This is a genomic window from Nocardioides bizhenqiangii, from assembly GCF_034661235.1.
Classification (GTDB): Bacteria; Actinomycetota; Actinomycetes; order Propionibacteriales; family Nocardioidaceae; genus Nocardioides; species Nocardioides bizhenqiangii.
This window is the reverse complement of the sequence record NZ_CP141059.1, coordinates 3,481,094-3,505,991: the sequence shown is the minus strand read 5'-3', so window position 1 is coordinate 3,505,991 and position 24,898 is coordinate 3,481,094. Positions and strand designations below refer to the sequence as shown.

At 69.2% G+C, this 24,898-nt stretch carries 23 protein-coding genes; 18 read left to right on the top strand and 5 right to left on the bottom strand.

The features are described from left to right. Positions 1 to 8: 8 nt before the first annotated feature. On the bottom strand, positions 9 to 212 hold the full coding sequence (locus SHK19_RS17025) for a hypothetical protein (protein ID WP_322936948.1): 204 nt from the start codon (positions 210 to 212) through the stop codon (positions 9 to 11). Positions 213 to 531: 319 nt separating this feature from the next. Here SHK19_RS17025 and SHK19_RS17020 point away from each other — a divergent pair, with 319 nt between their 5' ends. Further along, positions 532 to 1,050 carry an AAA family ATPase gene (locus tag SHK19_RS17020; protein ID WP_322456382.1) on the top strand — a complete coding sequence of 173 codons (519 nt, stop codon included), beginning with the start codon at positions 532 to 534 and terminating at the stop codon, positions 1,048 to 1,050. A 129-nt stretch (positions 1,051 to 1,179) separates the two neighbouring features. Beyond that, complete coding sequence (locus SHK19_RS17015) at positions 1,180 to 1,965, top strand: class I SAM-dependent methyltransferase (RefSeq protein WP_322456383.1); 786 nt, start codon at positions 1,180 to 1,182, stop codon at positions 1,963 to 1,965. Positions 1,966 to 1,992: 27 nt separating this feature from the next. On the opposite strand, the gene SHK19_RS17010 is transcribed toward SHK19_RS17015, so the two are convergent. Then, positions 1,993 to 2,790, bottom strand: coding sequence for an inositol monophosphatase family protein (locus SHK19_RS17010; RefSeq protein ID WP_322456384.1), 798 nt, complete (start codon positions 2,788 to 2,790; stop codon positions 1,993 to 1,995). A 213-nt stretch (positions 2,791 to 3,003) separates the two neighbouring features. Here SHK19_RS17010 and SHK19_RS17005 point away from each other — a divergent pair, with 213 nt between their 5' ends. From SHK19_RS17005 to SHK19_RS16970, 8 genes are all read left to right on the top strand, one after another. Then, positions 3,004 to 3,822: a L,D-transpeptidase gene (locus SHK19_RS17005; RefSeq protein WP_322936947.1), complete on the top strand. Its 819-nt coding sequence runs from the start codon at positions 3,004 to 3,006 to the stop codon at positions 3,820 to 3,822. Between the two features lie 32 nt (positions 3,823 to 3,854). Further along, positions 3,855 to 4,706 carry a hypothetical protein gene (locus SHK19_RS17000; RefSeq protein WP_322936946.1) on the top strand — a complete coding sequence of 284 codons (852 nt, stop codon included), beginning with the start codon at positions 3,855 to 3,857 and terminating at the stop codon, positions 4,704 to 4,706. Positions 4,707 to 4,822: 116 nt separating this feature from the next. After that, complete coding sequence (locus SHK19_RS16995; RefSeq protein ID WP_322936945.1) at positions 4,823 to 6,052, top strand: MFS transporter; 1,230 nt, start codon at positions 4,823 to 4,825, stop codon at positions 6,050 to 6,052. A gap of 48 nt (positions 6,053 to 6,100) precedes the next feature. Beyond that, positions 6,101 to 7,183 (top strand): tryptophan--tRNA ligase, encoded by a 1,083-nt coding sequence (gene trpS / locus SHK19_RS16990; RefSeq protein WP_322456388.1) that lies wholly within the window; start codon positions 6,101 to 6,103, stop codon positions 7,181 to 7,183. A 4-nt stretch (positions 7,184 to 7,187) separates the two neighbouring features. Continuing rightward, positions 7,188 to 7,700, top strand: a complete 513-nt coding sequence (locus SHK19_RS16985) for a 2'-5' RNA ligase family protein (RefSeq protein ID WP_322456389.1) — start codon at positions 7,188 to 7,190, stop codon at positions 7,698 to 7,700. 24 nt (positions 7,701 to 7,724) lie between these two features. Then, positions 7,725 to 8,807, top strand: coding sequence for a YihY/virulence factor BrkB family protein (locus SHK19_RS16980; RefSeq protein ID WP_322936944.1), 1,083 nt, complete (start codon positions 7,725 to 7,727; stop codon positions 8,805 to 8,807). A 125-nt stretch (positions 8,808 to 8,932) separates the two neighbouring features. Then, the gene (locus tag SHK19_RS16975; protein ID WP_322936943.1) at positions 8,933 to 10,792 is read left to right on the top strand and encodes an ELWxxDGT repeat protein; all 1,860 of its coding nucleotides are present in this window, start codon (positions 8,933 to 8,935) and stop codon (positions 10,790 to 10,792) included. After that, positions 10,789 to 11,892, top strand: a complete 1,104-nt coding sequence (locus SHK19_RS16970) for a TIGR03032 family protein (protein WP_322456392.1) — start codon at positions 10,789 to 10,791, stop codon at positions 11,890 to 11,892. The genes SHK19_RS16975 and SHK19_RS16970 overlap by 4 nt, the downstream gene beginning before the upstream one ends. Before the next feature lie 13 nt (positions 11,893 to 11,905). Here the strand turns inward: SHK19_RS16970 and SHK19_RS16965 are convergent, their stop codons facing one another. Genes SHK19_RS16965 through SHK19_RS16955 form a run of 3 tightly spaced genes read right to left on the bottom strand, consistent with a single transcriptional unit; the run spans position 11,906 to position 15,430 of the window. Continuing rightward, a complete protein-coding gene (locus SHK19_RS16965; protein ID WP_322936942.1) occupies positions 11,906 to 12,649 on the bottom strand; it encodes a succinate dehydrogenase/fumarate reductase iron-sulfur subunit in 744 nt (247 codons plus the stop codon). Then, positions 12,646 to 14,679, bottom strand: coding sequence for a fumarate reductase/succinate dehydrogenase flavoprotein subunit (locus tag SHK19_RS16960; protein ID WP_322938707.1), 2,034 nt, complete (start codon positions 14,677 to 14,679; stop codon positions 12,646 to 12,648). Before SHK19_RS16960 ends, SHK19_RS16965 begins: the two co-directional genes overlap by 4 nt. Positions 14,680 to 14,716: 37 nt before the next feature. Continuing rightward, positions 14,717 to 15,430 (bottom strand): succinate dehydrogenase cytochrome b subunit, encoded by a 714-nt coding sequence (locus tag SHK19_RS16955; RefSeq protein WP_322456394.1) that lies wholly within the window; start codon positions 15,428 to 15,430, stop codon positions 14,717 to 14,719. A 255-nt stretch (positions 15,431 to 15,685) separates the two neighbouring features. Here SHK19_RS16955 and SHK19_RS16950 point away from each other — a divergent pair, with 255 nt between their 5' ends. The 8 genes from SHK19_RS16950 (at position 15,686) to SHK19_RS16915 (ending at position 24,898) form a co-directional block, all read left to right on the top strand. Then, positions 15,686 to 16,426: a hypothetical protein gene (locus SHK19_RS16950; RefSeq protein WP_322456395.1), complete on the top strand. Its 741-nt coding sequence runs from the start codon at positions 15,686 to 15,688 to the stop codon at positions 16,424 to 16,426. Positions 16,427 to 16,486: 60 nt separating this feature from the next. Further along, positions 16,487 to 18,328, top strand: a complete 1,842-nt coding sequence (locus SHK19_RS16945) for a fumarate reductase/succinate dehydrogenase flavoprotein subunit (protein ID WP_322936941.1) — start codon at positions 16,487 to 16,489, stop codon at positions 18,326 to 18,328. Between the two features lie 19 nt (positions 18,329 to 18,347). Then, on the top strand, positions 18,348 to 19,130 hold the full coding sequence (locus SHK19_RS16940; RefSeq protein WP_322936940.1) for a succinate dehydrogenase/fumarate reductase iron-sulfur subunit: 783 nt from the start codon (positions 18,348 to 18,350) through the stop codon (positions 19,128 to 19,130). Positions 19,131 to 19,187: 57 nt separating this feature from the next. Then, positions 19,188 to 19,760, top strand: coding sequence for a hypothetical protein (locus SHK19_RS16935; protein ID WP_322936939.1), 573 nt, complete (start codon positions 19,188 to 19,190; stop codon positions 19,758 to 19,760). Then, a complete protein-coding gene (locus tag SHK19_RS16930) occupies positions 19,753 to 20,652 on the top strand; it encodes a sulfotransferase family protein (RefSeq protein WP_322936938.1) in 900 nt (299 codons plus the stop codon). The genes SHK19_RS16935 and SHK19_RS16930 overlap by 8 nt, the downstream gene beginning before the upstream one ends. Before the next feature lie 48 nt (positions 20,653 to 20,700). Then, positions 20,701 to 22,644, top strand: coding sequence for a hypothetical protein (locus SHK19_RS16925; RefSeq protein WP_322936937.1), 1,944 nt, complete (start codon positions 20,701 to 20,703; stop codon positions 22,642 to 22,644). Positions 22,645 to 22,898: 254 nt separating this feature from the next. After that, positions 22,899 to 23,645, top strand: coding sequence for a sugar transferase (locus SHK19_RS16920; protein ID WP_322936936.1), 747 nt, complete (start codon positions 22,899 to 22,901; stop codon positions 23,643 to 23,645). Next, positions 23,645 to 24,898, top strand: a complete 1,254-nt coding sequence (locus SHK19_RS16915; protein ID WP_322936935.1) for a glycosyltransferase family 4 protein — start codon at positions 23,645 to 23,647, stop codon at positions 24,896 to 24,898. Before SHK19_RS16920 ends, SHK19_RS16915 begins: the two co-directional genes overlap by 1 nt.

The window sequence follows — 24,898 nt, the reverse complement described above, 5'->3', positions numbered from 1 at the left end:
GCTCACGCTCACATGTCGCTCACTACCCGGCGGCGCACTCGCATCTCATCGCCGCCATCCGCGCGAATGGTGTCGACCCGAATGTCGTCATCGGGGACGTTGCGACCTTCACCTGCACGCCACGCCTGTAGTTGCGTCCTGACGACTGCGAGCGGGCCGGGGCCAAGGATGACGACCCAGTCGGTTAGATCGTGCACCGGTTCCTCGTTCACTCGTGCAATGCTCGTTCAGGAATCCTCGGCGCGCCACCGAAGTTCACCGCCCGCTACTGCCGCCCGACGTGCGCGGGCGGGCCGATTCCATGCCGTGCACGGTCGCGTCGGATAGCGTTCGATTCATGGTGCGACAGGCTGGCGAGTCGGCGACCGGGAACGAGCGGGCGACGTCGTGCGCCCACACGGACCACCAGACGTTGATGGCCACGACCATGACCGCGACCAGTGGACCAGGGCGATCGCCGCAGCCAGTACGCGCCTCCAGGTGATGACCGGTTCGCGCTAACTGGTTGCACCGTCCGCTACTGCCGTCGGCGTGCGCGCGAGCGAAGCGGATGACGCCGACTACATTGCTGTCGTGGCCCGCGTGTTGGTGACAGGGATGTCTGGCACGGGCAAGTCGACAGTGCTGACGGAGCTGCGACGCCGAGGGCACCGCGCCGTCGACACCGATTACGACGACTGGACCCTGCCCGACGGTACGTGGGACGAACGACGAATGGACGACCTGATCGCCAGCTACACCGACGTGGTCGTGTCAGGAACGGTGGAGAACCAGAGCCTCTTCTACGACCGCTTCGAACACGTTGTCCTGATCAGCGCGCCACTCCACGTGCTGATCGAGCGCGTAACGAGCCGGACCACCAATCCCTACGGCAGCACGCACCAGCACCGCGTCGAGATCGCTCGCTACGTCGAGACCGTCGAACCACTTCTGCGACGGCGCGCCACCCTCGAGGTCGACGGGCAACGATCTCCCTCGGAACTCGCCGACGTCATCGCAGAGTTGATCACGATGCGCCCTGATCCGCCGCAAGTCGCAGGAGTCCGCTAATGCCGCCCTGCGTGCTCGCGGGAGCCCTTGTGCTTCCGTCTCCGCAGCCTCGTATGCGCAGGGGACTCCACTCCAGATTCCACCGGCGGACAGGGCATGCTCGGTCTCGTGGCTAGTGAAGATGCCCAGATGAGGGCCTACTACGAGCAGGGCAAGGAGCGAGACCGTCTCGCAGGGTCGAAGGGAGCCCTGGAGTTCCAGCGGACCATCGAGATTCTTCAACGGCGCATGCCGCCGGCTCCAGCGGCCATCGCCGACATCGGCGGTGGACCCGGACGCTACGCGTTCTGGCTCGCCGAGCTGGGATACGCCGTCCATCACCGTGACCTGATGCAGCTCCATGTCGAGCAGCTCCAAGCATTGGGTCGCCCCACCATCCAGACCGCAGTCGGCGATGCTCGCCATGTCGACCTCCCCGACTCCTCGGTTGATGCGGTGCTGCTCTTAGGCCCGCTCTACCACCTGCCCGAACGTGAGGATCGGATCGAAGCATTGAAGGAAGCCGGCCGGATCGTCCGCGCCGGCGGTCCGATCTTCATCGCAGCAATCTCGAGATGGGCGCCACGCCTCGACGGAGTCCTCCAGGAACGGCTCTACGAGCAGAACCCCGACTTCCTGCAACTTCTGCCCCAAGTCGAACGCACTGGGCAGCTCCCACCCGTCGTGCCGAACGGATTCGTCGGGTACACCCACCGTCCCGGTGACCTGGTTGAGGAGGTGTCCGACGCCGACTTGCAGCTCGATGACCTCGTCGGTGTGGAAGGTCTGCCGCTAGCTGCAACCGACATGCAGTCCCGGATCGTCGACCAGGCCGCCTGGAACGTGCTCCTCGATGCCGCACGAGCGATCGAACGGGTTCCCGAGCTGCTCGGTCTCAGCCCACACCTCCTCGCAACGGCCACACCGGCGCCCTGATGGCGGCGACCCGGCCGCCACCGATCCCTACTGGGCCGCCGTGAGGTGGGGTCGGACGATCTCGACCAGGCGCTGATGAGTCGCGGCGTCGGCGGCGGCGATCAGCCCTCGACCCTCGACGAGCGACTCGCCCGCGAGATCCGTGACGATGCACCCTGCTCCCCGGCAGAGGGCGATCCCTGCCGCGAAGTGCACGTTGTCCACGAGCGCCCCGTCCGTCACGTATCCCGCCTGGCGGCCGGCGGCGACCCACGCCAGCGCCAGGGTCGTCGACAGGACGCGGGGGCCGAACGCGGCCACGAACACCGGGTCGCCGACGAGCTGTGGTCCGACGAACGGTAGGTCCGCCGGACCATCGCAGTTGACGTTCACCAGGTGCGAATCGGCCGACGGCGTCATGGGCTCATCGACGCTTCCGCGGCGGACGAAGGCCCGAGCGCCGTCGGTCCAGAACCGCTCGCCCGTGATCGGGTCGGCCGAGACGGCCGCGATCACACCAGAGTCGTCGGCAAGCGCCACGTTGACTGCGAAGAGGGGGGTCTGCGCAGCAAAGTTGAGGGTGCCGCACAACGGGTCGACCAGCCACCGGCGCGCTCCCGAGCCGCCCGACTCGCCGGTCTCCTCGCCCAGGACGCGGTCACCGGGGCGCTCCTTCGTCAGGACGTCGAGGATCGCGCGCTCGGCATCGAGGTCGGCGTCGGTCGCGAAGTCACGATCGGACTTGGCGTGCCGGACGGGCCGGGTGCCGTACGCGGCTCTGACGACCGCCGCGCCGGCGTCGGCGGCGGTCAGGGCGACGTCGATGTCGGATGCGGCAGCGCTCACGGTTCCATCCTCGCCGAGCGGAATGCCCGGCGGTCTTCGGGGGTCGAGCCCCACGTGCCGGGCCAGGGGCCGCTTCGGGCGAATGGTTCCGGAGTCGGATCCCCCGAGCCGCCAGCGGGCGGAGTCTCCGATCCGGGAACGACAACATGACCCATTCGGCATTGGGTCGTTGTATCGGTAGGGAGTGGGAAGCTCGTGCCGAAAAGCAATGCAGTGGAGTCCGGCAGTTCGCCTGGCAGCGTCGTGAGCGGCTGGGGCTCACGCCTGGCCACGCTCGTCGCGGTCGCCTCCGTGGGCGCGATCGCCGCTGCTTTCCTGCTGTCTCCCGACTCCGATCGACCCGGCTCTCCACGATCGGGTGCCGCCGAGGTGGACGTCACGAAGCTGGTCGCCTCGACGACCAAGGCGAGGCTCCCCCGTGCACCGCGGGACACCGAGCCGCGGGCGACCACGGCGGGTGACGTCGTACATCCGAAGCGCACGCTTCCCGTGTACGCCGAGCTGGACGGTCGTCCCTTCGCCAAGGTGACACCGAACCAGATGGGCGAGACCTGGCTGCCGGTGATCGACCGCCGACCGGGCTGGGTGCAGGTACTCCTACCCTCGCGGCCCAACGGCTCGACGGGGTGGCTCAAGACCAGCTCCGTGGAGCAGGCGCGCACGCCGTACCTGATCCGCGTCCACGTGGGCTCCCGCGAGCTGGAGCTCTTCAGGGATGGCGAACTCCTGGGTCATTGGCCGGTCGCGGTCGGCACCGCGGAAACACCGACGCCCACGGGCCGCACCTTCCTGCTCGGCTCCATCGTGGACGCCGAACAGTCGTACTCACCGGTGATCCTGCCGCTGGGGTCGCACAGCGACACGCTCGACAGCTACGGCGGGGGGCCGGGCACGGTCGCAATCCACGGGTGGCCCGACGACTCCGTCTTCGGCAACGCAGTCAGTCACGGCTGCATCCGCGTGCCTGACGACGCATTGGAACAGCTCGCCCAAGTGCCGCTCGGCACCTTGGTGCTCATCGATGACAACTAGCGGGGCAACTGCACCTGCACCGGAGGAAGAAAATGAAGATCCACGCCAAGGCTGGTATCGCCTGCGTCGCGCTGGCCACTGCCGCCACGATGATGCTGGGCGTCCCAAGCGCCAGCGGCGACCATCAGTCGCGCTCGTCGGCATACGGTTTCTCGCTGGGCGGGTCGCCCGGGGAGCCGGCTGCCAAGTTCCCAGAGGGTCCTCGCAGCGCCGGCGGTGAGCTGCCTGCCGAGCTCGAACAACTGGCTGCCGGCGGCGTCTTGACGGTGACCGCGGAGGACGACCGGGCCACGGCAGAGGTCACCGACCTCACCCTTGGCAGTGGCCTTGACCAGCTCCCTGAGGAGCTGCGAACCGCATTGCAGCAGATCAAGGGTGCGTGCGACCAGCTCCCCCCGGAACCCGCGCCCGACGTCGACGAGCAGATCTTCGACCAGTTGCCCGGGAACCTCCAGGAGCTCATCGCCACGCCCGGCAACCTTCGCGACCTCTGCCTGGTCATCGGCGGTGGGACGTTCGCCGAACTGGCGTCCGTCGACACGCTTCACGTGGAGTGCGACGACAGGACAGGCAGTGTGGCTGTCTCGGACGTTCGCATCTTCGGAAGCACAGTACCGATCAACGACACCGACAACGTGGCCGCGAACACCTCTGTGCTGCCCGCGGAGCTCGAGCCGCTGATCAAGATCACGCTCAACCGGCAGACCACGGAGGGTGAGGACTTCACCGTCGACGGTCTCGTGCTCGAGCTCGGTGGCCAGGAAGTCGCCGTCCTGGCGTCGACCACCTGCGGCGGTCCGATCGCCCACGATCGCAATCCCGAGCCGCTCCCGCCCGCGCCGACCCCGACCCCGGTCGACCGCAACGTCCCGGTGACCGGCTGACCGACGACGGGCGGCCGGGGCCCCCGAGAGGCCCACTGATCCTGGCCGAGCGGAATGCCCGGGGGCCTTCCGGGGTTGTGCCCCCACGTGACTCCCACGCCGATGACTCCTGCCCGATGACGGCGGCCGAGGTCGCCGGTGCTGATCAGGCCGACGGGCCCGTGGTCGCTACCGCCCGACCTGCGCTGGCGATCCTGGCGCTCGCGGTCGGCGGTTTCACGATCGGGACCACCGAGTTCATGACCATGGGCGTGCTGCCCGAGATCGCCGACGGTGTCGACGTCTCGGTGCCGACTGCGGGTCACGTGATCTCGGCGTACGCCCTGGGGGTCGTCGTCGGCGTGCCGGTGCTGGCCTTCTTCGGCGCAGCGCTGCCGCGGCGCGCGATGCTCGTCGGCCTGATGGCGGCGTACGGCGTCTTCAACCTGATCAGCGCGATCGCACCCGACTACCGCGTGCTGACGGCCGCGCGGTTCCTCGACGGGCTGCCGCACGGGGCCTTCTTCGGAGTGGCCAGCCTGGTCGCCGCGAGCCTGGTCGTCCCGGCCCGGCGGGGCCGGGCGGTGGCCAGCGTGATGCTCGGCCTGTCCGTCGCCAACGTGGTCGGTGTGCCGCTGGCGACCTGGCTCGGGCAGCAGGCCGGGTGGCGGTCGACGTACCTCCTGGCCGCCGTGCTCGCCCTGATCACTGCCGCCGGCGTGCTGGCCGCGGTGCCCTCGGTGCCCGGCGACGCGGGGACGAGCGGTCGCAAGGAGGCGCGGGAGTTCTTCGGGAGCATGCAGGTGTGGCTGACCATGGCCGCCGGTGCCATCGGGTTCGGCGGCATGTTCGCCGTCTACTCCTACATCGCCAAGACGGTCACCGTCGTCGGCGGTCTCGAGCGGGGTACGGTCCCGTTCTTCGTGCTCGCGCTCGGGCTCGGCATGGTGGTCGGCACCTGGGTGGCGGGCGAGCTGGCGGCGTGGTCGGTCTTCCGCAGCCTGCTGCTCTCCGCCGGGTTCGGCTCCCTCATCCTGCTCGCCTACTACGTCGCCGCGCCGGGGGGCTGGGCGTTGCTGCCGGTCGCGTTCCTGGTCACCGCCTCCGGGTCGGTGCTGGTCGTCAACCTGCAGCTGCGGTTGATGGACGTCGCCGGTGGCGCCGTGACACTGGGCGCGGCAATGAACCACGCCGCGCTCAACATCGCCAACGCCCTGGGCGCTTGGCTCGGTGGTCTCGTGATCGCCGCGGGCTGGGGCTACCGGGCGCCGGCGGTTCTCGGCGCCGGCCTCAGTGCGCTGGGCGTGGTGATCCTGCTGTGGTCGGCGGTCGCACATCGCCGGGGGCGCGCGCTACCAGCGTCCTGACGCGAGGCGGGTGCACCCCGGGCCGGGACTCCTGAGAGAATCCCAGCCATGTCCGCGACGACCGAGCAACAGCCGCTGCCGGAGACTGCGCAGCCGACGGTGCCCGAGGGTGGGGCGCGTCCCCGCGTCCTCTCGGGCATCCAGCCGACCGCGGACTCCTTCCACTTCGGCAACTACCTCGGCGCGCTCCGCCAGTGGGTCGACCTGCAGCGCGACCACCAGCCGTTCTTCTTCATCGCCGACCTGCACGCGATCACGGTCGAGCACGACCCCAAGCTGCTCCGCGAGCGCACCCTGCGCGCGGCCGCGCAGCTGCTCGCGATGGGCATCGACCCGAACCGGGCCTCCATCTTCGTGCAGAGCCAGATCCCCGAGCACGCCCAGCTGGCGTGGGTCCTCAACTGCCTCACGGGCTTCGGTGAGGCCCGCCGGATGACGCAGTTCAAGGACAAGTCGGCCAAGCAGGGGGAGGGCGCGGCCTCGGTCGGGCTGTTCACCTACCCGATCCTCCAGGCCGCCGACATCCTGCTCTACCGCCCGCACTTCGTGCCGGTGGGCGAGGACCAGCGGCAGCACCTCGAGCTCACCCGCGACCTGGCACAGCGCTTCAACAGCCGCTACAAGAAGACGTTCCGACTGCCCGAGCCCTACATCCTGAAGTCGACCGCCAAGATCTACGACCTGCAGCTGGTCGACAAGCAGATGTCGAAGAGCATCGGCGGGAGCGGCTGCGTGTGGCTGCTCGACGAGCCGTCGGCCAGCGCGAAGAAGATCCGGTCCGCGGTGACCGACTCGGGCTCAGAGATCCGGTACGACGCGGAGGAGAAGCCGGGCATCAGCAACCTGCTGACGATCTACTCGGCGCTGAGCGGCGAGTCCATCGCCACGCTCGAGGAGCAGTACGCCGGCAAGGGGTACGGCGCGCTCAAGGGCGACCTTGCCGACCTCGTCGTCACGTTCGTGACGCCGTTCCGCGAGCGCACCCTCGAGCTGTTGGACGACCAGGCCTACCTGACCGCCGTCCTGCAGCAGGGGGCCGACACCGCCGGCGCCGTCGCCGAGGCGACCCTGCGCGACGTCTACCAGCGGGTCGGCTTCGTGGCACCACGTCGCGGACCGGCCGGGGCCTGACGGCGTGCCGACGATCGGCGTCGCGATCGCCATCCCGGAGCCGTGGGCGACGGATCTCCAGAACTACCGGCTCCGGATCGGAGATCCCACCGCTTCCGGCGTCCCGAGCCACATCACCCTCATCCCGCCGCTCGAGCTGGACGGGAGTCTTGCTGAGATCGAGGAGCACCTCGAGCGGGCCGCCGGACGGCACTCCGGCTTCCGCGTGCACCTACGGGGGACGGGTACCTTCCGCCCGGTGTCGCCGGTCGTCTTCATCACGCTCGTGGAGGGGATCTCCCAGTGCGAGCTGCTCGCCGACGACGTACGGGCCGGCCCGCTCGACACGGCCCTCAAGTTCCCCTACCACCCGCACGTGACGGTGGCTCACCACCTGGGCGACGACGAGCTGGACCGGGCCTTCGACGACCTGAGCGACTTCGAGTGCTCGTTCGAGGTCGCGGACTTCCACCTGTACGTTCATGAAGGTGAGCTGGGCTGGCAGTCGAGCCGGTCGTTCCCACTGAGCCGCGGGTAGCTTACGCAGGCAGAGGAGTCCTCGGTGCCTTCGATCGTCGACAGGGTCAAGCAGCGGATCGCTGCCACGCGCGAACGGCGGCCGCTGCTCGACCACGCGGTGCGCACGGTCGAGCACTACACCCGGGTCAAGGGCAACATCCAGGCCGGCGCGGTCACCTACTTCGCGTTCATCTCGTTCTTCCCGATCCTGGCGCTGGCGTTCGCGGTCATCGGCTTCGTCGCGCGGGTCTACGACGGCGCCGAGAGCGATCTCATCGACGCCGTCAACTCGGTGCTCCCGGGGCTGGTCGGCGAGGGCGAAGGACAGATCTCGCTGCACGACATCCGCGACTCGGCACCCGGCATCCTGTCGGTCGGCATCGTCGTCGTCCTGTACTCCGGCCTGGGCTGGCTGTCGAGCATGCGCGACGCGTTGATCGTGATGTTCGAGCTCCCGCAGCGCGAGCACCCCAACTTCTTCATCGGCAAGGTCCGCGACCTGATCGCCCTCACCCTGCTGGGAGTCGTGCTGATCGTGAGCGTCGGCATCTCCGGCGTCGTACGCGGACTCTCCGAGCAGATCCTCGACTGGATGGGGCTGGGATCGGACCTGGGCTGGCTGCTCGGCCTCCTCGCGGTGGTGATCGGCCTGGCCGCCAACGCCCTGCTCTTCTTCGCCCTGTTCCGGATCCTCGCCCATCCCGACCTGCCTCCCCGGGCGCTCTGGTCGGGCGCGATCCTCGGTGCCGTCGGGTTCGAGGTGCTCAAGCAGATCTCGCAGCTGCTGCTGCAGTCGACCGCGAGCTCGCCCGCCTTCCAGGCCTTCGGCATCGCGCTGATCCTCGTGGTCTGGATCTACTACTTCTCCCGGGTCGTGATGTACGCCGCGTCATGGGCCTACGTGCACCCCGCGTCGCGTGCCCTCCGGCCGGAGGGCGTGGCCACCGTCGAGGGACCGCCGTCACCACCGCTCCCGTGGCGGGAGCGGCTCGCCGCCGACCGTGAGACCGAGTCGGTCGCGACGCGCTGGGCGGTCCCGTTCGCCGCCGGCAGCGCAGCGACGCTCGCCCTGGTCGCACTGCTCAGACGGACGGGCAACAAGAATCCGCAAGAACGCAACCGATGAGGTCCGCGGGGCGTCATTACGTCGATGGCCGCGCCACGCGCGTCGGCCAATCGCCAACCGGACCGGGGTGAACGGGCATACTCGAGCCCGCCAGGCTCCACCGGGATGACCAGGAAGGTCGCGAGATGAGCCGACGTCAGCGTTCCGCACAGGAGCAGACAAAGCGGGCACGGGTGGCGCGGGAGAAGACGCTGCGGCGTCGTGCTCGCACGCGACGGGCGGCGACCGCGGCCGCGGCCGCGGTGACACTCGCCGGCGCCGGGTCCGCCGCGGCGAGCCCTGCGGCGGCCTCGACCGGCGTTCCGGCGACTGCCGCACTGCTGGACTGCAGCGGGGCAACGACCCCCGGCAGCTCGCCGGGAAATCTCACCGACGTCGACGGGACGATGTTCTTCACCGCCTCCGACGCCAGGGGCACCGCGCTCTGGCGCTCCAACGGGAGCGCGGGCGGCACCGTCCTGCTCAAGAGGCTCGAGTCGGACGGCTACGACTACGACTACGGCAGCAACATGGTCGGCGTCGACGGGACCTTGTTCTTCACCGTCGGGGGCGACGACGACAACTCCGAGCTGTGGCGATCCGACGGGACCAGGGCCGGCACCGTGCTGGTCAAGCGGTTCTCCGCGGGCGGCGGGGAGTACGGCGGTGGCGGTCCCGAGAACCTGACGGCGGTTGGGGACACCTTGTTCTTCACGGCGTCAGACGACGTCCACGGGGAGGAGCTGTGGCGCTCGAACGGCACCAGAGCGGGCACGGTCCTGGTCAAGGACATCAGTCCCGGGGGCGACAGCGGCGGCTACGACGAGTACGACTACGGCCCCACGAACCTCACGGCGGTCGGTGAGACCTTGTTCTTCACCGCGGACGACGGGATCCGTGGACACGAGGTGTGGCGCTCGGACGGCACCAAGGCCGGGACGGTCCTGGTCAAGAACATCCGGCCGGGCTCTTACGGCAGCTACCCCGGTCGGCTCACCGCCGTCGGCGACACCCTGTTCTTCCGGGCCCGGGACGGCGTCCACGGCCGCGAGCTGTGGCGCTCCGACGGCACCGCGGCCGGGACGGTCCTGGTCGAGGACATCCGTCCGGGGGGTGCGTCCGCTGACCCCGAGGGTCTGGTCGGCGTCGGCGACACGCTGTTCTTCTCCACCGAGGACGGGACGTCCGGACGTGACCTGTGGGTCTCGGACGGCACCGCGGCCGGGACCGTCCTCGTCAAGGACTTCCCCTCCAGCGGCGACGAGTACGAGGAGTACGGCCTCAGCGAGATCGTCGCGGTCGGCGACACCGCGTTCTTCGCTGCCGATGACGGCAGCCACGGCCTCGAGCTGTGGAGCTCCGACGGCTCGGAGGCCGGAACCGTCATGGTCAAGGACATTCGGCTCGGTGACTACCTCAGCTATCCGGCGTCGCTGACCCCGGTGGGCGACACGCTGCTCTTCATCGCACGGGACGGTGTGCACGGCCAGGAGCTGTGGCGGTCGGACGGCACGACTGCCGGCACTTCCCTCGTCGAGGACATCCTGCCGAACGGCGCCAGCAGCAGGCCGCGAGAGCTGACCGAGTCCGGTGGCGACCTGTTCTTCAGGGCCGACGACGGCCTCCACGGCGACGAGCTGTGGCGTTCGGACGGCACCGAGGCCGGCACCAGCATGGTCGTCGACATCAACAAGGGCGGGGCGTTCTACGTGACCACCCGCGCGAGCTACAACGCCGAGAACGGCACGCTGCGCGTCTGGGCCGCGTTCGAGGGCTCCGGCACGGTCGGGGTCGTGCCGGTCCGCGAGGGTGGCATCAGGCCGCTCGAGCGTGAGATCAGCGGGTCCGACACCGTCCGGCTCAACCTCCATCTGGTCCTGACCAGGGCCGCGAAGCGGACGCTCCGGCGGACCGGACAGGTGGAGGTGGGCGCGAGGTTCACCTTCGAGTCGTGCGGTGGCGCCGTGCGGAGCATCACCCGGCACTACACCGTGAAGATGCGGTGACGGCTGCGGACGAGGCGGCTGCGGACGACGCGACGGCGCCGACCGACGGCGGCCCCACCGAGGTCCGGTTCCACTACAGCACCGGCCTCCCCGGGCTCCTCGACGCGGCGCGTTGCTCGCTCCTCGTGTCGACGTACCAGGCCGGACAGGTGGTTGCCGTCGGGGTAGCCGACGACGAGCTGACGTTCTCCTTCCGCCGTTTCGACCACGCCATGGGGCTTGCGCTGGGTCCCGACCGGCTCGCGGTCGCCGGGAAGGCGCAGGTGTGGATGCTGCGGGACCACTCCGAGCTCGCACCCGCAATGCCCCCCGCCGGCGTCCATGACCGGTGCTGGCTGCCGCGGTCGTCGATGGTCACGGGAGGCATCCAGTGCCACGAGATCGCCTGGGGCACTGGGCCGAGCGGCGATCCGGACCTGTGGATGGTCAACACCCGGTTCTCCTGTCTCGCCGGCCTCGACCCGGGCTTCAGCTTCGTCCCGCGGTGGCGGCCTCCGTTCATCTCGCGCCTCGCTCCGGAGGACCGCTGCCACCTCAACGGCGTCGCCATGCGCGACGGGGCACCGGCCTTCGTCACCGTGATGGCCCGGACCGACGAGCCGGGCGGGTGGCGCAAGCAGCGCAACGACACCGGGACCGTGCTCGACGTGGCGTCGGGTGAGCCGGTGACCACCGGACTGGCGATGCCGCACTCGCCGCGCTGGCACGACGGCCAGCTGTTCGTGCTGAACTCCGGGATGGGCCGTCTCGAGCGCGTCGACGCCGCGACCGGTCAGCGCGAGGTGGTCGCCGTCCTCCCGGGCTACGCCCGGGGGCTCGCGATCCACGGCGACCTCGCGTTCGTCGGCCTGTCGAAGATCCGCGAGACGGCGATCTTCGGAGGAGCCCCCATCGCGGCGTACCACGACCAGCTCAAGTGCGGCGTCGGCGTCATCGAGCTCAGCACCGGCACGACGGTCGGCACGCTGCAGTTCGCCACCGGGGTCGAGGAGATCTTCGACGTCCAGGTGGTCGCGGGCGCGCGTTCGCCGACCTTCGGGGAATCGCCCGGGGACGACGACGACATCTGGGTCCTGCCGCACCAAGCTCAGGCGGGATGATCCGGGGGCGGGATCAGTGGCCGTGCCGCATCGCGGTGCGGAGGTCCTTGTTGAGCTGGCTGATCACGTCCAGCGGGATCTCCTTCGGGCAGGCGGCCGCGCACTCGCCGATGTTGGTGCAGCCGCCGAAGCCCTCGTGGTCGTGCTGGGCGGTCATGTCGACGACCCGGCTCCACCGCTCCGGCTGGCCCTGCGGCAGCTCGCCGAGGTGGGTGATCTTGGCGCCGAGGAACAGCGACGCCGACCCGTTGGGGCACGCTGCGACGCACGCTCCGCACTGGATACAGGTGGCCACGTTGAAGGCGCGCACGGCGTCGTCGCGCGGGACGGGGACCGAGTTGGCCTCGGGCGCGGAGCCGGTGTTGGCGGAGATGTAGCCGCCGGACTGGATGATCCGGTCGAGCGCCGACCGGTCGACGCAGAGGTCCCTGAGCACCGGGAACGCGCTCGAGCGCCACGGCTCGATGGTGATCGTGTCGCCGTCCTTGAAGGACCGCATGTGCAGCTGGCAGGTCGTGGTGACCTCCGGCCCGTGCGGTTCGCCGTTGATCATCAGCGAGCAGGTGCCGCAGATGCCCTCACGGCAGTCGGAGTCGAACGCGATCGGCTCCTCGCCGAGCTCGTTGAGCTGCTCGTTGAGGACGTCGAGCATCTCCAGGAAGCTCATGTCCTCGGAGATCCCGGCCACCTCGTAGGTGTGGATCCGGCCCTTGTCCTGGGCGTTGGCTTGACGCCAGATCTTCAGGGTCAGATTCACTTGTAGGACCTCTGCTTCATCTCGATGGCGGTGTAGACCAGGTCTTCCTTGTGCAGGATCGGCGTCTCGTCCTCGCCAGCCCACTCCCAGGCGGCGACGTACGCGAACTCGTCGTCGTGCCGCAGCGCCTCGCCGTCCTCGGTCTGCGACTCGGACCGGAAGTGGCCGCCGCAGGACTCGCGCCGGTTGAGCGCGTCGATGCACATCAGCTCGCCCAGCTCGATGAAGTCGGCGACCCGGCCGGCCTTCTCGAGGCTCTGGTTGAGCGAGTCCGCGGTGCCCAGCACCTTGAGGTCGGTCCAGAACTCGCGCTTGAGCTCGCGGATCATGTCGATCGCCTTCCGGAGGCCCTCGGCCGTGCGCTCCATGCCGCAGTACTCCCACATGATGTGGCCGAGCTCGCGGTGGAAGCTGTCGACCGACCGGTTGCCCTTGATCGAGAGGAACTTGTCGATCCGCTCCTGCACGGCGGTGCGCGCCTCGACCACCGCGGGGTGGGACTCGTCGACCTCCTCGAAGGGGCCCTCGGCGAGGTAGTCGCGGATCGTGTGGGGGAGCACGAAGTAGCCGTCGGCGAGCCCCTGCATCAGGGCGGAGGCCCCGAGCCGGTTGGCGCCGTGGTCGGAGAAGTTCGCCTCGCCCGTCACGAACAGGCCGGTGATCGAGGACTGGAGGTCGTAGTCGACCCAGAGGCCGCCCATGACGTAGTGCACGGCGGGGTAGATCCGCATCGGGACCTGGTAGGGGTTCTCGCCCGTGATCCGCTCGTACATGTCGAAGAGGTTGTCGTACTTCTCGCGGACGACGTCCTCGCCCAGGCGCTCGATCGCGTCGGCGAAGTCGAGGTAGACACCGCGGCGGAAGTCGCCCACCATCGGGCCGACACCGCGGCCCTCGTCGCACACGTTCTTGGCCTGGCGGGACGCGATGTCGCGCGGCACCAGGTTGCCGAAGGAGGGGTAGATCCGCTCCAGGTAGTAGTCGCGGTCCTCCTCGGGGATGTCGCGCGGGTCCTTGGTGCAGTCCTCGGCCTTCTTGGGCACCCAGATCCGGCCGTCGTTGCGCAGCGACTCCGACATCAGGGTCAGCTTCGACTGGTGCTCGCCGGAGACCGGGATGCAGGTCGGGTGGATCTGCGTGTAGCAGGGGTTCGCCATGTAGGCGCCCTTGCGGTGCGCTCTCCAGGCAGCGGTGACGTTGGAGCCCATCGCGTTGGTCGAGAGGTAGAAGACGTTGCCGTAGCCACCCGAGGCGAGCACGACGACATCGGCGAGGTGCGTCTCGATCTCACCGGTGACCATGTTGCGGGCGATGATGCCGCGGGCCCGCTTGGTCTCGCCGTCGTCCACGACGACGACCTCGAGCATCTCGTGCCGGGTGTACTCGGTGACCGTGCCGAGCTTCACCTGGCGCTCCATCGCCTGGTAGGCGCCGATCAGCAGCTGCTGACCCGTCTGCCCCCGGGCGTAGAAGGTGCGCGACACCTGGACGCCGCCGAAGGAGCGGTTGTCGAGGAGACCGCCGTACTCGCGGGCGAACGGAACGCCCTGCGCGACGCACTGGTCGATGATGTTGGTGCTGACCTCTGCCAGCCGGTAGACGTTGGACTCGCGCGAGCGGTAGTCGCCGCCCTTGACCGTGTCGTAGAAGAGCCGGTGGACGGAGTCGCCGTCCTCCTTGTAGTTCTTCGCCGCGTTGATGCCGCCCTGGGCGGCGATCGAGTGCGCCCGCCGGGGCGAGTCCTGGTAGCAGAAGGACTTCACGTTGTAGCCGGCCTCGCCGAGCGTGGCGGCCGCGGCGCCACCGGCGAGGCCGGTGCCGACGATGATGATCGAGAGCTTGCGGCGGTTGGCCGGGTTGACCAGACGGGCCTCGAACTTGCGGGTCTGCCACCGCTCGTCGATCGGCCCGTCCGGCGCCTTGGTGTCGGCGATCGGCTCGCCGGGCGTGTAGTAACCGGAGGCGTCGTCGTACTGCGCCGGCGACGGGACGTTGTGCGAGCGGTCGGACGTGAGCGTGGTGTCCGGCATGTCGGTCATGTCAGGGAGCCCCTTAGCTTGGCGCGGATCAGTCGATGAGGCCGGCGAGGACGGCGATCGGGACGAGCGAGAACCCGCCGGCGATCAGGATCGCGATCGCGAACGAGATCGTCTTCGCGCGGGCGCGGCTGGCCGCGGTGCTCGTCAGGCCGAGCGTCTGGAGGGAGCTCCACACCCCGTGGTGGAGGTGAGCGCCGAGCATCGCCATCGCGGCCAGGTAGATGACCGTCATCCACCAGACGTCGAAGGTGTCGACGAGGAGGTTGTAGGGATCGTCGGTCTCGCCGCCCTGGACGTTGACCTTGCCGAAGGTGAAGTTCACCAGGTGCCAGACGATGAAGAGGAAGAGGGTGAGGCCGCCCCAACGCATCAGCCGGCTGGCCGGGATGGCACCGGTGTGCTTCTTCACGACGTACTTGACCGGACGCGCCTTGCGCGCCCGGCGGGTCAGCTCGACCGCGGCGGCCACGTGGACGATGAGTGCGATCAGCAGGCCGGCGCGCATGATCCAGACGAAGCCCATGTGGGGGAGCAACGGCTCGCCGAGCTCGCGCAAGTGGTGTGCGTACTCGTTGAACGCGTCGTGGCCGGAGAAGGCCTTGAGGTTGCCGTACATGTGCCCGAGCACGAAGCCGACGAAGGCGAGGCCGCTCAGGGCCATCAGCAGCTTCAGCGCGATCGTGGTGCGGGAAGCCCGCGCGCCTTCGACGAGGGCGGGCCTGGTCGTAACGGGATCTGCCACGACTGATGACGCTACCGCGCGCTCTCGGCACCCACCTAAGCGGTCCCGCTGTGACATATGTCCTTTAGGCGCACCTAACCTTTGGCCAGATGTCGGAGTGGCCCCTTTCACAAATGCGGCCGAGTGTGCAGACTCAGGGCTCGATCGTCGTCCGTCCGTGCGGACCGAGCTCCGGAGGTGTAGGTGTCGACAGGCGTACAAGGGCCAGGTCGAGCGAAGATCGAGGAGCGGACGCTCCGCACGGACCGATGGTGGTTGACCCCGCTGGCGACGTTTCTCGTCTTCAGCGCGTTCGTCGTCTATGCCACGGTCCGTGCGTTCATGGGGAGGGACTACTTCGCCGAGCCCTACCTGTCGCCGTTCTACTCACCGTGCCTGGGTGACTGCGTCGAGGGCGCGTCCGACTTCGGCCAGCCGTTCCAGTGGTGGCCGCTCTCGGCGGCGCTGATCATCCTGATCTTCCCGCTGGGCTTCCGGATGACCTGTTATTACTACCGCAAGGCGTACTACCGGGCCTTCTGGCTGTCGCCGCCCGCGTGTGCCGTCGCCGAGCCGCACGGCGCCTACAGCGGCGAGACCCGGTTCCCCCTTCTCCTGCAGAACCTGCACCGCTACTTCTGGTACGCCGCCGTCGTGGTCGGCCTCGTCCTCACCTTCGACGTGGTGCTGGCCTTCCGGCCGATGCCTGACGAGTACGCCGTGGGGTCGGGCGAGACCGATGGCATCCACATGGGCCTCGGCACCGTGCTGATGGCGGTCAACGTCGCCCTCATCTGGCTCTACACGCTGTCGTGCCACTCCTGCCGGCACATCGTCGGCGGCCGGCTGCGGCACTTCTCCAAGCATCCCGTCCGCTACCGGCTGTGGACCTGGGTGTCGAAGCTCAACGCCCACCATCCCAAGTACGCCTGGTACTCCCTGTTCTCCGTGGCGCTGGTGGACCTCTACGTCTACCTGCTCGCCACCGACGTGATCGACGACCTGAGGTTCTTCTAGATGGTTTCGACTCCTTCGACAAGCTCAGGAACCCCTGCGACCGGAGGGACGCGCCACCCGATGACCGGCAACGAGATGTCCGGCGACGCCCGGGGCGGCATCGAACGGCACCAGTACGACGTGATCGTGATCGGCGCCGGCGGCTCGGGGCTGCGGGCCGCGATCGCGGCCCACGACGCCGGCGCCCGGGTGGCGGTCGTCTGCAAGTCACTCCTCGGCAAGGCCCACACGGTGATGGCGGAGGGTGGCGCCGCCGCAGCGATGGGCAACCTCTACCCCGAGGACAACTGGCAGGTGCACTTCCGCGACACCATGCGCGGCGGGAAGATGCTCAACAACTGGCGGATGGCCCAGCTCCACGCCCAGGAGGCGCCCGAGCGGGTGATGGAGCTCGAGGACTGGGGCGCGCTCTTCGACCGTACGGCGGACGGGCTGATCAGCCAGCGCGACTTCGGCGGCCACCGCTACGCCCGGCTCGCCCACATCGGCGACCGCACCGGCCTGGAGATGATCCGGACCCTCCAGCAGCGGCTGGTCGCGCTGGGCATCGACGTCTTCATGGAGTGCACGGTCACCGACCTCCTCAAGGCAGAGTCCGATGATGGGGCAAACGCGATCGCGGGTGCGTTCGCCTACTGGCGCGAGTCCGGCCGGTTCATCGTGTTCGAGGCGCCGGCGGTCGTGCTCGCCACCGGCGGGTTCGGCAAGGCGTGGAAGGTCACCTCCAACTCGTGGGAGTACACCGGTGACGGCCACGCCCTGGCGCTCCGCGCCGGGGCCACGCTCATCAACATGGAGTTCGTCCAGTTCCACCCGACCGGCATGGTGTGGCCCCCGTCGGTCAAGGGTCTGCTCGTCACCGAGTCGGTGCGCGGCGACGGCGGCATCCTGAAGAACTCAGAGGGCAACCGTTTCATGTTCGACCACATCCCTGAGTTCTTCAGGAAGGAGACGGCCGACTCGATCGAGGAGGCCGACCGGTGGTACGACGACAAGAAGAACAACCGCCGCCCTCCCGAGCTCCTGCCCCGGGACGAGGTGGCCCGGGCGATCAACGCCGAGATCAAGGCGGGCAGGGGATCACCGCACGGAGGCGTGTTCCTCGACATCGCGTCCCGCCGTACCCCGGAGTTCATCCGGAAGCGGCTGCCGTCGATGTACCACCAGTTCAAGGAGCTCGCGGACGTCGACATCACCGCCGAGCCGATGGAGATCGGCCCGACCTGCCACTACGCGATGGGAGGCATCGAGGTCGATCCGGAGACAGAGCTGTCGGTCGTGCCCGGCCTCTACGCCGTCGGCGAGTGCTCCGGCGGCATGCACGGGTCCAACCGGCTGGGTGGCAACTCGCTGTCCGACCTGATCGTGTTCGGTCGCCGCGCGGGCGACGCGGCGGCGTCGTACGCCGCGGGACTGGCCGAGCGGCCGCCGATCTCGGACGACGACGTCGCGGCAGCGCAGGCCAGCGCGGTCGCTCCGTTCGAGGTCGAAGGACGCGAGAACCCGTACACGATCCAGCAGGACCTGCAGCAGGCGATGAACGACCTGGTCGGCATCATCCGCGAGGGCTCCGAGCTGGAGCAGGCGCTGCAGGAGGTCGAGCGGCTCAAGGAGCGGGCCACGCAGATGCACGTCGAGGGCAACCGGCAGTACAACCCGGGCTGGCACCTCGCGATCGACCTGCGCAACATGCTGCTGGTGGGGGAGTGCGTCGCCAAGGCCGCGCTCGCGCGCCAGGAGTCGCGCGGCGGCCACACCCGCGACGACTTCCCCGGCCCCGATCCCGAGTGGGGCGGCAAGAACCTCGTGCTGCGACTCAACACCGAGGGCACCGGGGTCGACCTGACCGAGCAGGCCATCCCGGGGATGCCCGCCGAGCTGAAGAAATTCTTCGAGGAGTGAGCCCCGAAATGAGCGCAGCATGAGTACTGGCTACGAGCTGAAGATGCGGGTCTGGCGGGGCGATGCGGATGGTGGTGCGCTCGGCGACTACTCGGTCGAGGTGTCGGAGGGCGAGGTCGTCCTCGACGCGTTGCACCGGCTCCAGGCGACCCAGGCGGGCGACCTCGCGATCCGGTGGAACTGCAAGGCCGGCAAGTGCGGCTCGTGCAGCGCCGAGATCAACGGCAAGCCACGACTGTTGTGCATGACCCGGCTCTCCGACTTCGACCCGGGCGAGACGATCACGGTCACGCCGATGCGGGCGTTCCCCGTGATCCGCGACCTGGTCACCGACGTCTCCTACAACTACGAGAAGGCGCGCGAGCTGCCGGGCATCGAGCTCGGCCCGCGCGACGCCGACGGCAAGCGCCGGATGATGCAGGTGGACGTCGAGCGCGGGCAGGAGTTCCGCAAGTGCATCGAGTGCTTCCTGTGCCAGGACACCTGCCACGTCGTCCGTGACCACGACGACAACAAGCCGGCGTTCGCGGGGCCGCGGTTCTTCCTCCGCTACGCAGAGCTGGACATGCACCCGCTCGACGTGCGCGACCGGCGCGACACCGTGCGGGACGCCGCCGGCATCGGCCTCTGCAACATCACCAAGTGCTGCACCGAGGTGTGCCCGGAGGGCATCAAGATCACCGACAACGCGATCATCCCCATGAAGGAGCGGGTCGCGGACACGAGGTACGACCCGCTGGTGTGGCTCGGCAACAAGATCGGCCTGCGCAACAAGGACAACGACAGCCGTACCGCGACCTGACCGACCGGGTATCGTGCGCCGCGCGTACTCGTCCGGGTCACTAGGGAGACCGACTGCATGAGATGGACCTCGTGTCTGCTGGTCTGCGCTGCCCTGGCCTCCGCACTGCTCACCGGCTGTGATGCCGGGGAGGTCCTGGACCCCGAGGACTCCGGTGCCGGCCCGACGGCCACCGAGACGTCGGACGCCGCCGAGCTGGAGAGCGCGCTGGCGATCGGCGAGACCTTCGAAGGGGCGGCGTCGACGACCGTGAAGGCGATCTTCCGGGGAGAGGGCGCAGAGGAATGGCTGCCGGCGGGCGCGAACTTCGAGTGGGTGGCGGCGACCGTGCGCACCTGCGTCTCGGCGGGGGGATCGGGCACCGAGATCGGCTGGTACCAGTGGGCCGCCACCGGTGCCGACGGTGGCTGGTACCCCGCGGACCTCGACTACGACCGGGACCTGCCGACGGGCCAGTACCCGCGGCTGACCGAGCTGGCGCCCGGCGAGTGCGCCGAGGGGCGGATCCTGATCGCGGTCCCGCGCGACGCGGAGTTGGTCACGTTGGTCAACTCCGACCAGGCCGGGGTGCCCCAGGGCAGCTGGCTGATCGGTGACATCGGCGTACCGGCGGCCATCGGTGGTGAGTGACTCGCCCGGGCACGGGCCGCCTCGGATCGCGTTCGTCATCGGGACCGGCCGCTGCGGATCGACCCTCGTCCACGAGATCCTGGCGCGGCACCCCGACAATGGGTTCGTCACCAACCTCGACGACAAGGGCATCCGCACCAGCTCCCGGATCCAGAACCAGGCGTGGCGTCGGCTGCCCGCGGCCGTCACCACCAAGGGACGCTTCCGGTTCGCGCCGTCGGAGGCCTATCGGGTGCTCGCGCGCGAGGTCAGCCCGGCGCTGGTCGACCCGGTGCGCGACCTGCTGGCCGCCGACGCGACCCCGTGGCTGACCGGACGGATGCAGGCGTTCGTGGGCCGTCGTACGGCGCGGCTGCGGTCGGAGGTCTTCCTCCACAAGTTCACCGGGTGGCCGCGCACGGGATTCCTGCAGGCGTGCTTCCCGGGGTGTGCGGTGATCGAGATCGTCCGTGATCCCCGCGCAGTCGCGAACTCGTGGCTGCAGATGCCGTGGTGGCACGGTCACCGAGGCCCGGGCGAGTGGCACTTCGGGCCGTTGGCGCCCGAGCAACAGGCCGCGTGGGAGGGCCACGGCCGCTCGTTCCCCGTCCTGGCCGCGCTGGCGTGGCAGATGCTGACGGACGCCTCGGACCGGGCGCGCTCGGAGGTCCCGGCGGACCGGTGGCTGACGGTCCGCTACGAGGACATCGTCGCGGACCCCCGCACCAGCCTCTCCTCGCTGCTCACGCATCTCGGGCTCGAGTGGACGCCCGACTTCGAGACCGGCTTCAACCGGTACTCGATCCAGGCCGCCCGCACCGACGCGTTCCGTCGGGACCTCGCGCCGGCGGATCTCGCCGCGATCGAGGACGTGCTGTCCGGTTCGCGCGCGTTCACCGAGCTGTACGCCTGATCCTGCGAATCTTTGGTGGGGGTGCCCCGAGCCACATATGCTCAGGCGGTGCGCGGGGGGCTGCTTCGTCCCGTCGTGGCACTGGTCCTCGCATTGGGGCTGGTGGCGGCGGCGGACGGACCTGCGCCCGCGGACCAGGACGTGGTGGTGTCGCCGACCCCGGCTCCCAAGCACCCGCGGATCCTGGACGGTCGCGTCTACGACATCGCGAACGCCGGCCCCAAGGTGTTGGTCGCCGGCACGTTCGCCACGATCCGCAACGGCGAGTTCGAGTCCCCCGAGGTGCAACAGCCGCGGCTGTTCCGATTCGACTCGGACACCGGCCTGATAGACGAGTCCTTCCGTCCGAGGATCAACGGCGACGTCGAGGCGGTGACGTACACCGCCGATCGCAGCGCCATCCTGATCGCGGGCGACTTCACCAGGGTCAACGGCAAGAAGGCGTTGCGGATCGCGAAGCTCCGCCTCAACGGCGCGCTCCACACCGGCTTCAAGGCCGGCGCCTCGCGTCGGGTCAAGGACTTCGCGCTGGTCGGCGGCCGGCTGATCCTGGGCGGCGAGTTCAACAAGATCAACGGCCGCGACGTGGGGCGGATGGCGGCGGTGAGACCCGGCACAGGTGCGCTGGACAGGTCTTTCCACCTCGGGGTGACGGGCTCACGGGACCAGTTCGCGCCGTACGTCCAGGAGCTGGACGTCTCCGCCGACGGGCGCTGGCTGGTGATCGGCGGCAACTTCCAGCGGGTGGGCTCCGCCGAGCGGCACCAGGTCGCCGTGATCAACCTGACCGGCGACAGGCCGCGGGTCGCGCCGTGGTCGACCGGCCGCTATCGCGGCGACTGCGCGAAGTCCTACAACGACACCTACATCCGCGGGATCGACGTCTCCCCGGACAACAAATTCTTCGTGGTCAACACGACGGGCGCCCACCTGGGCCCCGACCGGATGTGCGACTCCTCCGCGCGGTGGGAGCTGCCGCCCGCCGGGGCGGGCACCAACCGGCAGCCGACCTGGGTCAACCACTCCGGCGGTGACACCTACTGGGCCGTCGAGATCACCGAGTCGGCCGTCTACGTGGGCGGCCACATGCGGTGGTCGAACAACCCCCACCCTTCGCCCGGGGGCGACAACGACGGGTCCGGCTCCGTGTCGCGGCCGGGGATCGCAGCGCTCGACCCCTACTCCGGTGTGCCGTTGTCGTGGAACCCGGGCCGTGACCGGGGTCGCGGCGTCGAGGCGTTCAACGCCACGGACGACTACCTGATGGTCGGCAGCGATACGAACTTCTTCGCCGGTCAGATCCGGCAGCGACTGGCGATGCTGCCCGTGGCCGGCGGGACGCCGAACCCGGCCCCCCAGAACGTCCCGCTGCCGGTCAACTTCTTCTACACGACCAGCGGTACCGATCTGAACCGGATGGCGTTCGACGGCTCGAGCTTCGGCCCCATCTCCACCGTCAGCGGCGGCGTGAACTGGAGCGGCACTCGCGACGGCTTCGTGCAGGACGGCCGGCTGCACTACTTCGGCGCCGACCAGGCGTTCTACTGGCGGTCGTTCACCACCAGCACCGTCGGTGCGTCGGTGCGGAACCTGTCGACGTCGGTCGGGTACGTCGACGAAGACGCCAACCTGACGCCGTACGACCAGCCCTACGGCGTGGACACCACCCGTACCGCCGCGTTCGACGGAGGCCGGGTGCTCTACACCAAGACCGGCGACCCGAAGCTCTACTACCGTGGCTACTCGCTGGAGAGCGGCATCCTCGGCGGCTTCGAGTCGATCGCATCGTCCCGCGACTGGAGCGGCGCCCGTTCGCTGGAGCTCATCGGCAACTGGCTCTACGCCGCGTGGAGCGACAACAAGCTCTACCGGTTCGCCGCACCCGACGGGCTGCCGAGGTGGGACACCCGCGCAGTCGTGGACAACGGGGCCACCTCCGACATCCCCTGGTCGTCGACGACCGGGCTGTGGGCCACTGCCGGCAGCGGCTGATCTCCCGTTCGACGGCATTCACACCCGCCGCGACGCCTTTCGTAACCAGATCTGCTAATTCCGTCGGGAAAGGTGATCAGATCTGCGAATTTCGGATGTCACAAGCGGTCCAACCTTCTGTTTGAATCCTCCAAAGGCCTTCGTGCGTCGACTCCGCGCACTCGGGACGAGGGCCTTTCGGGTCGGCTCCAAATTCAACGACCCGTCACCGGTCTGAGTTGGGGAACCCAGGCCATGGGGAAAGGTATTCGGCTGTGGCGTGGGGGACGCTCGATCATGCAATTGCTGCATGCCCGATAACTACTACTACTGACCTGGTCGGCACCGAGGTCGTGCGCGGGGGCGTTGTCGCCGCCGACCGGGCGGTCACGACCACGAGTGCGACGCGGGCCAAACGGGGGAGCCGAGTCGTCAAGGCGACGCTCGACGCCGTGCTCGCGGCGCTCCTGCTCGTCTGGCTGAGCCCGCTCCTGCTGCTGCTCATGCTCGCGGTCCGGCTCGACTCCGCCGGCCCGGCCGTCTTCCGCCAGGTGCGGGTCGGCAAGGACGGTCGGCACTTCGAGGTCCTCAAGCTGCGCACGATGGTCGACGGCGCCGAGGACCTCAAGGGGAGCCTGCTGGCCGCCAACGAGAGCGACGGCGGCGTCCTCTTCAAGATCCGGCGGGACCCGCGGATCACCCGGCTCGGTGCCCTGCTCCGTCGTTCGTCGCTGGACGAGCTGCCGCAGCTGGTCAACGTGCTGCGCGGTGAGATGTCGCTGGTCGGCCCCCGTCCCGCACTTCCGGACGAGGTGGCGGTGATGGACGAAGAGGCGCTGCGGCGGTTCACCGTGCGACCCGGCATGACCGGCCTGTGGCAGGTCAGCGGCCGGTCGAACCTGGGCTGGAGCGAAGCGAGGGCCTTCGACACCTACTACGCCGACAACTGGACCGTGCGCGGCGACCTCGCCATCCTCGTGCGCACCGCCAAGGCCGTCGTGACTGCCGAAGGCGCCTGCTGATGCGCATCCTGCACGTCAACAAGTTCCTCTACCGCCGTGGCGGTGCCGAGGGCTACATGCTCGACCTCGCCGAGCTCCAGCGTGGCCGGGGCGACGAGGTCTCCTTCTTCGCGATGGAGCACCCTGACAACCAGGCCGACCCCAACGCCGACCTGTTCCCGCCGCGGATGGAGCTGAATCCGCCGCCGAGCGGTGTCGCTGCCCGGATCGCAACGTCCGTCGACATCGTCTACCGCCGCAGCGCACGGATCGGCATGGACGCCATCCTCGATCGGGTCCGCCCCGACGTCGTGCACCTGCACAACATCTATCACCAGCTGTCGCCGTCGATCCTGCGGCCAGTGGCCCGCCGCGGCATCCCGACCGTGATGACGCTGCACGACTACAAGCTCGCGTGCCCGACCTACCAGTTCCTCGACAACGGGAAGATCTGCGAGGCCTGCGTCCCGCGGAAGTTCCGTCACGCGGCGCTGAAGGCCTGCAACGGTTCGCGCGGCGCGAGCGCTCTCGCAGCGATCGAGCTGACCGCCCACACCGTCCTGGGCGCCTACAAGCCGGTCGACGTGTTCATCTGCCCCAGCGACTTCATGCTGCGAAAGATGCGGGAGGCCAAGGTCTTCCCCGATCGCCTCACCCACATCCCGCACTTCAGCGACCTGTCGCGGATCGAGCCGGCGACGGCGCCGGGGAGGGGCGTGCTCTTCGCCGGCCGGCTCTCCTCCGAGAAGGGGGTCGACACCCTGATCGACGCGGCCGCCCTGCTGCCCGAGGGCATCCCAGTCACCATCGCGGGTGACGGACCGGACGTCGCCGAGCTCCGGATGCGGGCCGAGCGGGCCGGTGTCTCCGACCGGGTCACCTTCGCGGGTCGGCTGCCGTCCGACGAGCTGCACCAGCGCATGCGAGAGGCCGCCGTGGTCGTCGCCCCGTCGCGTTGGTACGAGAACCAGCCGATGGTCGTGCTCGAGGCGTTCGGCGCCGCACGTCCGGTGGTCGCCACGCACCTCGGCGGGTTCCCCGAGCTCATCACCAACGGGGTGTCCGGGCTGCTCGTCCAGCACGACGACCCGGTCGCCCTCGCCTTTGCACTGACCGAGCTGGCCACCGACCCGGTGCGCGCTCACGAGATGGGGGCCGCGGCACACCGCGGCGCCATCGACCGCTTCGCCATCGATCGCCACCTGGAGCGCCTCGACCAGGCGTACGCCACGGCAGCGAACCTCACGGGAGGAGTCCTCCACCATGGGACTTAA